Source organism: Streptomyces sp. NPDC050617 (assembly GCF_040654795.1).
GTDB lineage: Bacteria > Actinomycetota > Actinomycetes > Streptomycetales > Streptomycetaceae > Streptomyces.
In genome coordinates, this window is record NZ_JBFAIS010000012.1 from 180964 (window position 1) to 194065 (window position 13102).

11 protein-coding genes are annotated in these 13102 nt (G+C 73.7%); 5 read left to right on the top strand and 6 right to left on the bottom strand.

All coding sequences use genetic code 11. The features are described 5' to 3' along the window. Positions 1-28 precede the first annotated feature (28 nt). Together AB0I49_RS18690 and AB0I49_RS18695 are read right to left on the bottom strand one after the other, a co-directional pair. The gene (locus tag AB0I49_RS18690; RefSeq protein WP_363228048.1) at positions 29-1243 is read right to left on the bottom strand and encodes an acyl-CoA dehydrogenase family protein; all 1215 of its coding nucleotides are present in this window, start codon (positions 1241-1243) and stop codon (positions 29-31) included. Positions 1244-1250: 7 nt separating this feature from the next. Continuing rightward, a complete protein-coding gene (locus tag AB0I49_RS18695) occupies positions 1251-2273 on the bottom strand; it encodes a phosphotransferase family protein (RefSeq protein ID WP_363228049.1) in 1023 nt (340 codons plus the stop codon). 161 nt (positions 2274-2434) lie between these two features. Here AB0I49_RS18695 and AB0I49_RS18700 point away from each other — a divergent pair, with 161 nt between their 5' ends. Continuing rightward, positions 2435-3763: a glucarate dehydratase family protein gene (locus tag AB0I49_RS18700; protein WP_363228050.1), complete on the top strand. Its 1329-nt coding sequence runs from the start codon at positions 2435-2437 to the stop codon at positions 3761-3763. Positions 3764-3798: 35 nt separating this feature from the next. On the opposite strand, the gene AB0I49_RS18705 is transcribed toward AB0I49_RS18700, so the two are convergent. The 4 genes from AB0I49_RS18705 to AB0I49_RS18720 form a co-directional block, all read right to left on the bottom strand. Beyond that, the gene (locus AB0I49_RS18705) at positions 3799-4131 is read right to left on the bottom strand and encodes a DUF202 domain-containing protein (protein ID WP_363228051.1); all 333 of its coding nucleotides are present in this window, start codon (positions 4129-4131) and stop codon (positions 3799-3801) included. Continuing rightward, the gene (locus AB0I49_RS18710; RefSeq protein ID WP_363228052.1) at positions 4131-4556 is read right to left on the bottom strand and encodes a DUF202 domain-containing protein; all 426 of its coding nucleotides are present in this window, start codon (positions 4554-4556) and stop codon (positions 4131-4133) included. The genes AB0I49_RS18705 and AB0I49_RS18710 overlap by 1 nt, the downstream gene beginning before the upstream one ends. A gap of 9 nt (positions 4557-4565) precedes the next feature. Beyond that, entirely contained in the window at positions 4566-5132 is a 567-nt protein-coding gene (locus AB0I49_RS18715) for an NUDIX domain-containing protein (RefSeq protein ID WP_363228053.1), read from the bottom strand. Positions 5133-5274: 142 nt separating this feature from the next. Next, a complete protein-coding gene (locus tag AB0I49_RS18720; protein WP_363228054.1) occupies positions 5275-6168 on the bottom strand; it encodes a DMT family transporter in 894 nt (297 codons plus the stop codon). A gap of 277 nt (positions 6169-6445) precedes the next feature. Between AB0I49_RS18720 and AB0I49_RS18725 the strand changes: the two genes are divergently transcribed. The 4 genes from AB0I49_RS18725 to AB0I49_RS18740 all read left to right on the top strand — a co-directional run bounded on the left by AB0I49_RS18725 (position 6446) and on the right by AB0I49_RS18740 (position 13098). Further along, on the top strand, positions 6446-8101 hold the full coding sequence (locus AB0I49_RS18725; protein ID WP_363228055.1) for an FAD-binding dehydrogenase: 1656 nt from the start codon (positions 6446-6448) through the stop codon (positions 8099-8101). Between the two features lie 368 nt (positions 8102-8469). Continuing rightward, complete coding sequence (locus tag AB0I49_RS18730; protein ID WP_363228056.1) at positions 8470-9414, top strand: hypothetical protein; 945 nt, start codon at positions 8470-8472, stop codon at positions 9412-9414. Positions 9415-9458: 44 nt separating this feature from the next. Then, the gene (locus tag AB0I49_RS18735; protein ID WP_363228057.1) at positions 9459-10994 is read left to right on the top strand and encodes an APC family permease; all 1536 of its coding nucleotides are present in this window, start codon (positions 9459-9461) and stop codon (positions 10992-10994) included. Positions 10995-11115: 121 nt separating this feature from the next. Then, positions 11116-13098 (top strand): primary-amine oxidase, encoded by a 1983-nt coding sequence (locus AB0I49_RS18740; protein WP_363228058.1) that lies wholly within the window; start codon positions 11116-11118, stop codon positions 13096-13098. Positions 13099-13102 lie beyond the last annotated feature (4 nt).

Sequence of the window (13102 nt, forward strand, 5' to 3'; positions counted from 1 at the left end):
GACGCCCACCGGCCTCCCCTCCGCGCGCTCAGACGTACCGCTTCAGCTCCCGCCGGGCCAGCGAGCGCTGGTGCACCTCGTCCGGGCCGTCCGCGAGCCGCAGGGTGCGGGCGCCCGCCCACAGCTCCGCGAGCGGGAAGTCCTGGCTGACGCCGCCGGCCCCGTACAGCTGCACCGCCCGGTCGATGATGTCCACGACCGTGCGCGGCGTCGCGATCTTGATGGCCTGGATCTCGGTGTGCGCGCCGCGGTTGCCGACGGTGTCCATCAGCCACGCGGTCTTGAGCACCAGCAGCCGCAACTGCTCCACCGCCACCCGCGCGTCCGCGATCCACTCCTGGACGACGCCCTGCCGGGCGAGCGGCTTGCCGAACGCCGTACGGTCCACGGCGCGCCGGCACATCAGCTCGATGGTCCGCTCGGCCATCCCGATCAGCCGCATGCAGTGGTGGATGCGGCCGGGGCCGAGGCGGGCCTGGGCGATGGCGAAGCCGCCGCCCTCCTCGCCGACCAGATTGCTCGCGGGCACCCGCGCGCCGTCGAAGACGACCTCGGCGTGGCCGCCGTGCGAGTGGTCCTCGTAGCCGTAGACCCGCATGGCGCGGCGGACCTCGACGCCGGGGGTGTCGCGGGGGACCAGGACCATGGACTGCTGGCGGCGGAGGTCCGCGCCGTCCGGGTCGGTCTTGCCCATGACGATGAAGATCCGGCAGTCGGGGTTCATGGCCCCGGAGATGTACCACTTGCGGCCGGTGATGACGTAGTCGTCGCCGTCGCGCTCGATCCGCGTCTCGATGTTGGTGGCGTCGGACGAGGCGACCTCGGGCTCGGTCATCGCGAACGCCGACCGGATCTCCCCGGCGAGCAGCGGCTCCAGCCACTGCTTGCGCTGCTCGGCGGTGCCGAACTGGGCGAGCACCTCCATGTTCCCGGTGTCGGGGGCGGCGCAGTTGAGGGCGGTGGGCGCGAGCTGCGGGCTGCGGCCGGTGATCTCGGCGAGCGGCGCGTACTGGAGGTTGGTGAGCCCGGCCCCGTACTCCTCGTCCGGCAGGAAGAGGTTCCACAGGCCCCGCTCGCGCGCCTCGGCCTTGAGCTCCCCGACGATCGCCGGGGTGTCCCACGGGGAGGCCAGCTCCGCCCGCTGCTCGGCCGCGACCGGCTCGGCGGGAAGGACGCGCTCGTCCATGAAGGCGAGGAGCCTGTCGCGCAGCTCCTCGGTACGGGCGTCGAATGCGAAGTCCATGGTGTGCTCAGCCCTCCTGAAGGGTGGTGAGTCCGTTGCGGATGAAGACCGGGACGAGGTCGCCGATGCGTTCGAAGCCCGAGCCGAGGGTCTGGCCGAGGGTGTAGCGGTAGTGGATGCCTTCGAGGATCACGGCGAGCTTGAAGTAGGCGAAGGCCGTGTACCAGGGCAGGGCGCTCAGGTCGCGGCCGGAGCCGGCGGCGTAGCGCTCCGCGATCTCGGCGGGCTCGGGGTGGCCGGGCGCGCCGCGCGTGGTGGCCACGGGCGAGCCCTCGACCGCCTCCTGCTCGCTGTACATCATCAGCAGGCCGAGGTCGGTGAGCGGGTCGCCGAGCGTGGACATCTCCCAGTCGAGGATGGCGCTGATCCGGTCGTCGGCGGTGACCAGGACGTTGTCGAGGCGGTAGTCGCCGTGGACGACGGCGGGCGCGGGGGAGCGCGGCAGCTTACGGGCGAGCGCCTGGTGCAGCTCGTCGATGCCGGGCAGCTCGCGGTTGCGGGACGCCTCCAGCTGCTTGCCCCAGCGGCGGAGCTGCCGCTCCAGGAACCCGTCGGGCCGCCCGAAGTCCTCCAGCCCGACCGCGGCCGGCTCGACGGAGTGCAGCCGTACGAGCGTGTCGGCGAGGCCGAGGACGACCTCGCGGGTGCGCCGGGGGCCGATGGCCGCGAGTTGTTCGGCGCTGCGGTACGGCGTGCCGTCCACGAACTCCATGACGTAGAAGGGCGCTCCGATGACGGAGTCGTCCTCGCAGAGCAGCAGGGTCGCGGGCACCGGCACGGAGGTGTCGTGCAGCGCGCTGATCACCCGGTACTCGCGGGCCATGTCGTGTGCGGTGGCGAGGACGTGGCCGAGCGGGGGCCGGCGCACCACCCAGCGGGAGGCGCCGTCGGTGACCTTGTATGTGAGGTTGGAGCGGCCCCCTTCGATCAGCTCGGCGGTGAGCCGCGCCGTCGCGAGTCCGGGGCGTTCGCGGTCCAGGTGCGCGCTCAGCCGCTCCAGGTCGAGCCCCGGCGGGTTGCCCTTGCTCATCGCGTGCTCCTCGGTGTGGGACGTGGGCGGGCGGGTGTCAGTGCGGTTGCGGCGATCGGTGCGTGCGTACGCGGAACATGATGCCGACCAGTCGGTATGTCGTCCAGTGATCTCGTGATGAGATCTAGCGCACTGGACGCATGCCTGAATATGGTTCACGTATGGATACGTCGCTGACGATCGCAGAGGTTCATCTCACCCCGATCCTGATAGCCGACCCGCCCTTGCTCAACACCCAGGGCGTCCACCAGCCGTACACCCCGCGTCTCATCGTGGAAGTCGTCACGCGCGGCGGCGTGACAGGGGTGGGGGAGACCTACGGGGACGGCGACTACCTCGCGCTCGCCCGCCCGCTCGCCGACTCCCTGATCGGTCACCCGGTCACGGACATGAACAGGCTCTTCTCACTGGCCGAGGCGGCGGAATGCGCGGCGGCGGGGGAGGGGCTCTCCGGGGCGGCGGGCGGGGACGGGGATATCGACGAGGGGACCGGCGCCGCGGGGCTGCGCGGCGTCCGCAACGCCGCCAAGCTCCGCCTCTCCGTGGTCTCCGGCTTCGAGGTGGCCTGCCTCGACGCGCTCGGCAGGACGCTCGGCCTGCCCGTGCACGCGCTCCTCGGCGGCAAGGTCCGCGACCGCGTCGAGTACAGCGCGTACCTCTTCTACCGCTGGGCCGCCCACCCTGGCCCCGACGCGCCCGCCGACGACTGGGGCGCCGCCCTCGACCCGCAGGGGATCGTCGCCCAGGCGAGGCGGTTCGCCGACGCGTACGGCTTCCGCTCCTTCAAGCTCAAGGGCGGCGTCTTCCCGCCGGACGAGGAGATCGCCGCCGTACGGGCCCTCGCCGCCGCCTTCCCCGGACAGCCGCTGCGCCTCGACCCCAACGGCGCCTGGTCGGTCGAGACCTCCCTGCGCGTGGCCCGCGAACTCGGCGACGTACTCGAGTACCTGGAGGACCCCGCCGCCGGCACCGACCGGATGGCGCGGGTCGCGGCGGGCGCCGGGGTGCCGCTCGCCACCAATATGTGCGTGACGACCTTCCCCGAGATACGCGAGGCGTTCGCCCGCGACGCCGTCCAGGTCGTCCTCTCCGACCACCACTACTGGGGCGGACTGCGCAACACCCGCGAACTCGCCGCGATCTGCCGCACCTTCGGCGTCGGCCTGTCCATGCACTCCAACACCCACCTGGGCATCAGCCTCGCCGCCATGACGCACGTCGCCGCCACCGTGCCCAATCTCGACTACGCCTGCGACAGCCACTACCCCTGGCAGACCGAGGACGTCATCACCCGGCGCCACGCCTTCGAGGACGGCTGTCTGACCGTCCCCGACGCCCCCGGCCTCGGCGTCGAACTCGACCGCCCCGCCCTCGCCGCCCTCCACCGCCGCTGGCTGGACGACGACGGCACGATGCGCGAACGCGACGACGCGGCGGCCATGCGGGCGGCGGAGCCGGAATGGGTCACTCCGGCGGTGCCGCGCTGGTGACGGCCGGGGGCGCGGGCGGCCCGGGGCCCGGGGCCTCAGCGCAGCAGCCCCGCCCCCAGCGCCGCCAGCGCGATCACGCACACGGCGGCGGCCACGGCCGCCCGCGGGGACAGGGCGGGCGGACGCGGCGCGTTCAGGGTGTGCATACGGCGGTTGGCCGCGCCGAGGAAGGCCAGGAAGACGAGGGCGATCAGCGCCACGGCCAGCACGGCGAGCGGGTCCGGGCCGCTGCGCAGGGCCTGCCGGACGGCGAGCACCCCGGCGACCGCGCAGGACAGCGTCGTACGCCGCCACGCCATGCGCGTCCGCTCCGGCTGGAGCCCCGGGTCCCGCCGCTCGTATCCCTCCGGCGCCCCGGCCGCTGCCATCAGCCCGCCCAGCCGAAGGCGACCACGAGCACCAGCACGGCCGAGAGCACCGCCAGCAGCAGCCCCAGCACCGTCGGGAACCGGCTGATCGGCAGGTCCTCGCCGCGCCGCATCGCCCGCTCGCAGCGCACCCACTGGTTCACCGCCCGCACCGCGCACAGCGCGCCGCCCACCAGCAGCACCAGGGCCAGCGTGATCCGCAGCGGCCGGGATATGTGCGGCAGGAACTGATCGACCGCGAAGCCGCCGCCCACCAGCGCCAGCGAGGTGCGCAGCCAGGCCAGGAAGGTGCGTTCGTTGGCGAGCGTGAAGCGGTAGTCGGGGGTCGTGCCCTCCTCGTGGATGCGCTGGGGGGCGAACCACAGCCGCACGGTCGCGGCGGCGGACGAGAGGGCCCCCGAGGGGACACGGCCGCGATCGATCATGACTGGACTCTACTTTCCGTACTTGCCGAGCTCTCCGTGCGCACCGCCCAGGCGTCGCAGCCGCCGGTACGCGTCCAGCCCGTCCGGCGTCCAGTCCCACTCGGCGAGCCGCTCGTCCAGCTCCTCCTCGGTGAGGAAGGCGTGCCAGTCGATCTCCTCCGCCTGCGGATCGACCGGCAGGTCGCAGCGCACCTCGTAGACCCACGACCACCAGCTGTGCCCCGTCTCGGGCGAGGTGTAGAGGAACTTCAGCCGCGGCAGCGGCGCGGGCAGCCCGCGCACGCCCAGCTCCTCCTCCGCCTCGCGCAGCGCCGCCTCGTCGTACGACTCGCCCGCCCCGACGACCCCGCCCACGAACATGTCGTAGTGCGAGGGGAAGACCAGCTTCCGCGCGGTGCGCCGGTGCACGAAGACGCGCCCCTCGCCGTCCCGTACGAGCACGAAGGCGCACCGGTGCCGCAGCCCGCGCGCGTACGCGTCGGCGCGCCGCGCCTGCCCGACCACCTCGTCGCGGTCGTCCACGATGTCCAGCAATTCGTCCGCCGAGAGCGGCGTCTCCTCGGGTGTATCAGCCATGCGCCCATCACATCATCCGCACCGGGGAACGCCGCGGCGGCCGCCGCCGGCTGTACACCCGCCGCCGGCTGTACACCCGCCGCCGGCTGTACACCCGCCGCCGGCTGTACACCCGCCGCCGGCTGTACGGGCGGGCCGTCCCTCAGCGCGGCTGGAGGTCCCGTACGCGCCCGGCCTCCGACGTCCCCGCCGGCATCGCCGGGTGGCGGCCGATCAGGACGATGCCCACGACGATCGCCGCGATGCCCGCGGCCTCCCAGGCCAGCGCGCCCGTCGTCATCCGGAGCCGGTCGCCGAGGAAGCCGACGCCGCAGACGATGCCGGCCAGCGGCTGGGCGGCGGTGAGGGCGGGCAGGGACATCCGCAGGGGGGCCGTCTCGAAGGCGCTCTGCACCAGCACCAGGCCGGTGATGCCGAGCGCCAGTACGCCGTACGGCTGCCAGCCGGTGACCAGGGCCGACCAGCCGCCCTCGGAGAGCCGCTCGCTGCTGACGCGGGTCAGCGCGTCCTGGAGCCCGTACAGCAGGCCCGCCGCCACCGCCAGGAGCACGGCCTCCGCGCTCATCCGCACCCGCTTCGCGGCCAGCGTCATCAGCAGCGCGGCCCCCAGCATCAGGCCGATGATCAGCCAGTGGCGCAGCGGGGACGCGACGGTGTCTCCGCCGTGCGGCTGGCCCGCCACGATGAACGCCGTCACGCCGCCCGCCAGCAGCCACAGCCCGCCCCACCCCGTCCAGCCGAGCGGCTGCCCCGTCTGCCGTCGGGACAGGGCCATCGCGAACAGCAGATTCGTCGCCAGCAGCGGCTCCACCAGCGACACCTCGCCCCAGCCCAGCGCCAGCGCGCCGAGCACCATGCCCGCCGCCATCAGCGCGATGCCCGCCACCCAGCGCGGCATCCGGATGAGATCGAGCAGCAGCCGCGGGGAGAGGAAGTCGCTCATCGGGGCCCGCTGCGCCGCGTTCTGCTGGAAGACGAAGCCGACGCCCAGGCAGCACGCCGCTCCCACGGCGTAGATGAAGACGAGAACAGTCACGTCGCGTACCTCAAGACCGGCCGGGTGTGGAGGACTTGGCAGAAGACCTTAGCCGCCGTCGGGGGCGGCGCGGCGGCCGAGTACCCGGTTTTTCAGTGTGCCATCCGTGCGCGGGCGCGCCAGCCGGGGCGTACGCCGGGCGGCGGCGTACGGGCGCGGCGCGCGGCTGCGGCGGCGCGTACTGATACCCGAACAGTTGACGCATTGCCCCGCGCGATCCGAGGATCAAAGCGACCAGCCGCAGCGCAGCGACCCAGCCGAGCAGGACGGACGCACCATGGCCTACGACGCAGACGTGATCGTGATCGGGGCCGGCCTGTCCGGGCTCGCCGCCACCGCCGAACTCGCCGCGGCCGGCCGCCGGGTCATCCTGCTCGACCAGGAGCCCGAACGGTCCATCGGCGGCCAGGCGCACTTCTCCTTCGGCGGCCTCTTCCTCGTCGACTCGCCCGAGCAGCGCCGGCTGCGCGTCCGCGACAGCCACGAGCTGGCCTGGCAGGACTGGCTCGGCGCCGCGGGCTTCGACCGTCCGGAGGACCACTGGCCGCGCCGCTGGGCCGAGGCGTACGTCGACTTCGCGGCCGGCGAGAAGCGGGCCTGGCTGCACGAGCGGGGGGTGCGCTTCTTCCCCGTCGTCGGCTGGGCCGAGCGCGGCGGATACGCGGCCACCGGGCACGGCAACTCCGTGCCGAGGTTCCACATCACCTGGGGCACCGGCCCCGGACTCGTCGCCCCGTTCGAGCGCAGGGTGCGGGCCGCGGCCGCGCGCGGCCTGGTCGACCTGCGCTTCCGGCACCGCGTCACCACCCTGACCCGCAGCGCGGGCGCCGTCGACACGGTCTGCGGCGAGGTGCTCCAGCCGAGCCCGGCGGCGCGCGGCACGGCCAGCAGCCGCGAGGTGACCGGCTCCTTCGAGCTGCGCGCCCAGGCCGTGATCGTCACCTCCGGCGGCATCGGCGGCAACCACGACCTCGTACGGGCGAACTGGCCGGAACGGCTCGGTCCGCCGCCTGCCCGGATGCTCAGCGGGGTCCCGGCGCACGTGGACGGGGCGATGCTCGGCATCACCGAGCGGGCCGGGGGCCGGATCATCAACCCCGACCGCATGTGGCACTACACCGAGGGCATCGAGAACTGGCACCCGATCTGGGCCCGGCACGGCATCCGCATCCTGCCCGGCCCCTCCTCGCTCTGGCTGGACGCGATCGGCAGGCGGCTGCCGGTGCCGCTCTTCCCGGGCTTCGACACGCTCGGCACCCTCGAACACATCATGGAGACCGGCTACGACTACACGTGGTTCGTGCTCGACCAGCGCATCATCGGCAAGGAGTTCGCCCTCTCGGGCTCCGAGCAGAACCCGGACCTGACCGGCAAGAGCCTGCGCGGCGTGCTCGACCGCGTCCGCACCGCGGTGCCCGCCCCCGTCAAGGCGTTCATGGACCACGGCGCCGACTTCGTCGTGGAGCGCGACCTGGGCGCACTGGTGCGCGGCATGAACGAGCTGACGAAGGAGCCGCTCATCGTCGAGGAGGAGCTGCGCGACGAGATCGTCGCGCGGGACCGGGAGATGACCAACCCGTTCACCAAGGACCTCCAGGTGACGGCGGTGCGCGGGGCGCGCCGCTACCTCGGCGACCGGCTGATCCGCACCGCCGCGCCGCACCGCCTCCTGGACCCCGACGCCGGGCCGCTGATCGCCGTGCGGCTGAGCATCCTGACCCGCAAGACCCTCGGCGGCCTGGAGACCGACCTCTCCTCGCGGGTGCTGACCGAGGGCGGCGAGGTGCTGCCGGGCGTGTACGCGGCGGGGGAGGCCGCCGGGTTCGGCGGCGGGGGGATGCACGGGTACCGCTCGCTGGAGGGCACGTTCCTCGGCGGCTGTCTCTTCTCGGGGCGTACGGCGGGGCGGGCGGCGGCGAAGGCCGTCGGCTGAGGCCGGTCGGCCCGGCGGCCGGTCGGGGCGCGGTCACGCACGCGGGCGTACGGGGGCGCGGGTCCGTACGCCCGCACACCCCCGTACGTCCACACCCCGCCGCTCGCCCGCACGCCCCGTACGTCCGTATGCCCGCAGAGCTCCGGTGAAACGATCCTGTTGATCAACTCTCCGGATTTCCTTCGGAGTTGGGGAAAGTTCAGTCCGGCGACCGCTCTTGACTCGGACCCGTGGGGACCGGTTTGCTGTGCGTGATCAAACGAGTCCGTATCCGTGATTCATGTGAGCCCGCACCCGGGCCCGTATCTGTAGGCGGACGCGCTGACCCCGCGCCCGGAGGGGACGTGCGCCATGGAGGAAGTCAGCCGATGACCCCTCCACCGCCCTTGGGCCGGCCGCGGAACAAGGACGGTCCCGCGTTCGACCCGGCGCTCGACGACGCACCCCTCGCCGCCGTACGCGACGCCCTCGCCCGCGGCCGCTGGCCCGCCGCCCGCGACCTGCTCGCCCGCACCGGCCGGGACTGGGACCGCCGCGGCCACCGCCTCGTCGTCCTCGGCGCGGGGAAGACCAGCCTGGCCTGGGCCCACGAGTGGCAGCTGGCCGAGCCGGACAGCGCGGACGCCGCGGCGCTGCTGGCCTGCGCCGCCGTCTTCCGGGCCGCGCGCGGCAGGGACGGACCCGAGCAGGCGCGCGCGGCCTGTCTGACCGCCGCCCGGATGGACCCCGCGGACCCCTCGCCCTGGCTGGCGCTGCAGATCCTCGCCCACCGCACCGGCTCGGGGGACGAGTGCGTACGCGCCTTCGACCAGGTACGGGCCCGGCACCGGGACCACCACCACGCGCACCACCTGATGGCCGCCTGCCTGGCCGAGCAGCGCGGCGGCCGGGACGACCTGCTGCACGAGGTCTACGACTTCGCCTCCTGGGCCGCCGAACGGGCCCCGGCCGACTCGCCCCTGGCCGTCCTGCCGGTCGTCGCCCACGCCGAGCGCTACCGCGTGCTGGCCCGCGCCGGACTCGCACCGCGCGACCCGGCCCGCAGCGGCCACTGGGACACCCGCCGCGCCCGGCAGGTCATGAAGTGCGCCTTCGACTGGTGGCTCGAATGGGACGCCGAGGACCACCCGCGGCGCAAGATCGACCTCAACTTCCTGGCGCACGCCAAGTTCCTGGAGGGCCGGATGGCGGAGGCCGCCGCGCTCTTCACCCGCATCGGACCGCACGCCACCCGCGCCCCGTGGTCCTACCCCGACCGAGATCCGAAGAAGGTGTTCCGCGCGGCGCGCGACAGCGCGCTCGGCTCCGTGTGACTCAGCGACAACTCCCCGCATTCCCATGGAAGGACCATCCCGCGATGGCTACGGGCACGGCGCACGAGATCAGCACGTTCAAAGGGCAGGGCAGACGGCTCCGCGCCGACCGGCTGGGCATGCCGGGCCTGCTGCTGTCGGTACTCGCGGCCAGCGCGCCGCTGATGGTGGTGGCCGGGGTCATGCCCACCACCTTCGGTGTCATGGGCATGATCGGACAGCCGCTGCTGTTCGTCATCCTCGGCGTCGTGCTCGCGCTCTTCAGCTTCGGCTACGCCGAGATGAGCCGCCACGTCCACAACGCCGGGGCGTTCTACGCCTACATCGCCCGCGGCCTCGGCGGCACCGCCGGCACCGCCGCCTCCCTGGTCGCCCTGGTCGCCTACAGCGCTCTCCAGGTCGGCGTCTTCGGCATCTTCGGCTTCGAGGTCTCCAACATCGCCGCCCGCCACTTCGACGCCGCCCTCGCCTGGTGGATCCCCTCCCTCGGCGCCGTCGTGATCGTCGCCGTGCTCGGCTGGCTGAAGATCGACCTCAACGCCAAGGTGCTCGGCGCGCTGCTCCTCGTCGAGTGCGCGATGGTCCTCGCCTTCGACATCGCCGGCTTCACCCGGCCCGGCGGGGAAGGGCTGTCGCTGCACGCCTTCGACCCCGCCACCCTCGGCGGCGCCGGCCTCGGCACCGCGCTCTGCTTCTGCATCGCCGCCTTCGTCGGCTTCGAACAGGCCCCCGTCTACGCCGAGGAGACCAGCCGGCCCAACGTCCTCGTCGCCCGCGTGATGTTCCTCGCCGTCGGCTTCGTCGCCCTCTTCTTCGTCGTCAGCTCCTGGGCGCTCACCGTCGCCGCCGGGCCCTCCGCGATCGTCGGCACGGCCCAGAAGGAAGGCCCCAACCTGCTCTTCCTGCTCACCGAGGCCCGCTACGGCCCGGCCTTCACCGACGTCATGCACGTCTTCTACGTCACCGGCATGTTCGCCGCGATGCTCAGCTTCCACAACGTCGTCGCCCGCTACGCCTTCGCCATGGGCCGCGAGGGCCTGCTGCCCGCCGCTCTCGGCCGCACCGCCGCCACCAGCGGCGCCCCCGCGTACGGCTCGCTGCTCCAGAGCGCGGTGGCGCTGGTCGTCGTGGTGCTCTTCGCGGTCACCGACGGCCACCCGATCGGCGACCCCACCGCGCCCGTACTGCACCTCTTCACCTGGATGGGCAACATCGGCGCGCTCGGCATCATCGTGCTGATGGCCACCGCCTCGGTCGCCGTCATCGCCTTCTTCGTACGGCGCGGCGCGGGCCGCGCCCAGGCGTGGCGGCTGCTGGCCTCCGCCGTCGCGGCCGTCGCCCTGCTGGTCATCGCCGTCTTCACGGTCAAGGACTTCGGCGTCCTGCTGGGCGCCGACCCCGGTTCGGCGCTGAGCTGGATCCTGCCGGGCATCATCGGAGCCGCCGCGGTCGCCGGCATCGCCTACGGGCTCGTACTGAAGTCCGTACGCCCCGCGCTGCACGCCCGCATCGGACTGGGCAACGAGGCGTTCCAGTTGGAGAAGGCGTCCGACGCGCCGAAACACGCGAGGGCCAGGTGACGGGCCCCGGCCGGGCGGACTCGGGTCCATCGTGGGGACCGCCCGTCCCCCCTCAGAACCCTCAGCGCCCTCAGCGCATCCGCACAGCCCAGCCGTCGCAACGAACTGAAGGAGAGCTCCCATGACGTCGCGCCACCCGGCCCCAGCGGCGGCCGGCCCCAACCCGCCCGCCCCGCATCAGCCCGCCCCGCACCCGCTCGATCCGCTCACCGCCGACGAGATCACCGCCGCGCGGCGGGTGCTCGGCGAGGCCGGGAAGGCCGGGGCCGCCACGCGCTTCCCCCTCGTCGTCCTCGACGAGCCCGACCGCCGCACGGCCGCCGCGCACCGCGCGGGCGACCCGGTCACGCGCCGGGTGCGGGTCGCGCTGCTGGACACCGGGACCGGGGTGAGCGCCGAGGCCGTCGTCGACGTCACCGCCGGGGCGCTCCTCTCCTACCGCGAGCTGGACGCGGCCGCGGAGGGCCAGGCGCCCGTCACCGTCGAGGAGTACGGAATCGTCGACGAGGTCGTCAAGGCCGACCCCGGCTGGCGCAAGGCGATGGCCGAACGCGGCATCACCGCGCCGGACGCGCTGGCACTGGCGATCTGCGCGCCGCTGTCCGCCGGCGCCCTCGTCGTGGACGGCCGGCCCGGCCGCCGCCTGATGCGCTCGCTGACCTGGCTGCGCTGCACGCCCGAGGACAGCGCCTGGGCCCACCCGGTCGGCGGCCTCGTCGCCGACGTCGACGTCGTCGAGCGGCGCGTCGTACGGATCACCGACACCGGCCCGGTGCCGGTGCCGGCCGAGTGCGGGCGCTACGACGCCGAGTTCAACGGGCCCGCCCGCACCGATCTGCGCCCGCTGGAGATCACCCAGCCCGAGGGCCCCTCGTTCACCCTCGACGGCAACCTGCTCAGCTGGCAGAACTGGTCCTTCCGCATCGACTTCAACGCCCGCGAGGGCCTGGTCCTGCACCGGATCGCGTACCGCGACGGCGACCGCGAGCGGTCCGTGCTGCACCGCGCCTCGCTCGCCGAGATGGCCGTCGCCTACGGGGAGGCGGAGGAGAGCCGCAACTGGGTGGCGTTCCTCGACGCGGGGGAGTACGCGCTGGGCCGCAGCACCAACGCGCTGCGGCTCGGCTGCGACTGCCTCGGCGAGATCCGTTACCTCGACGCCGTGCTCGCCGACGACCTCGGCGCCCCGCGCACCCTGCCCAACGCCGTCTGCCTGCACGAAGAGGACGCCGGGCTGCTCTGGAAGCACACCGACAGCTTCAACGGCGACGCCGCCGAGAGCCGCCGCGCCCGCCGCCTGGTGATCTCCTTCATCGCGACCGTCGGCAACTACGACTACGGCTTCTACTGGTACTTCCACCAGGACGGCTCCATCGGCTTCGAGGCCAAGTCCACCGGCATCGTGCAGACCGCGGCCGTCGAGCCGGGCGCGGGCTCGCCGTACGGCACCGAGGTCGCGCCGGGGCTGCTGGCCCCGTACCACCAGCACCTGTTCTGCGTACGGCTCGACGCCGCCGTCGACGGCCCCGCCAACACCGTCGAGGAGATCGACGTCGTGCCGGCGCCGGCGGGCCCCGGCAACCCGGCGGGCAACGCCTTCACCGCCCGTACGACCACGATCGCCGCCGCCGGGGACGGCGGGCGGCTCGCGGACCCCGCGCTCGGCAGGCGCTGGCAGATCACCAACCCCGGCTCGCTCAACCGCATGGGCCGCCCCGTCGCGTACACCCTCGTGCCGCAGCCCGGCCCGGTCCTCCTCGCGCGCCCCGGCTCCGACGTCGCCCGGCGCGTGGCGTACGGGACGAAGCACCTGTGGGTCACCCGGCACCGTACGGACCGCCGCTACCCGGCCGGCGACTACCCCAACCAGCACCCCGGCGGCGCGGGGCTGCCGGCCTGGGCCGTCGGCGACGAGTCGCTGGAGAACACCGAACTCACCCTCTGGCACACCTTCGGCCCCACCCATCTGCCCCGGCCCGAGGAGTGGCCGGTCATGCCCGTGGACCACAGCGGCTTCACCCTGCGGCCCACCGGGTTCTTCGACCGCAACCCCGCCCTCGACCTGCCGAGGGAGAGCGGGGGCGGCCGCTGCCACGCCGACTGACGGC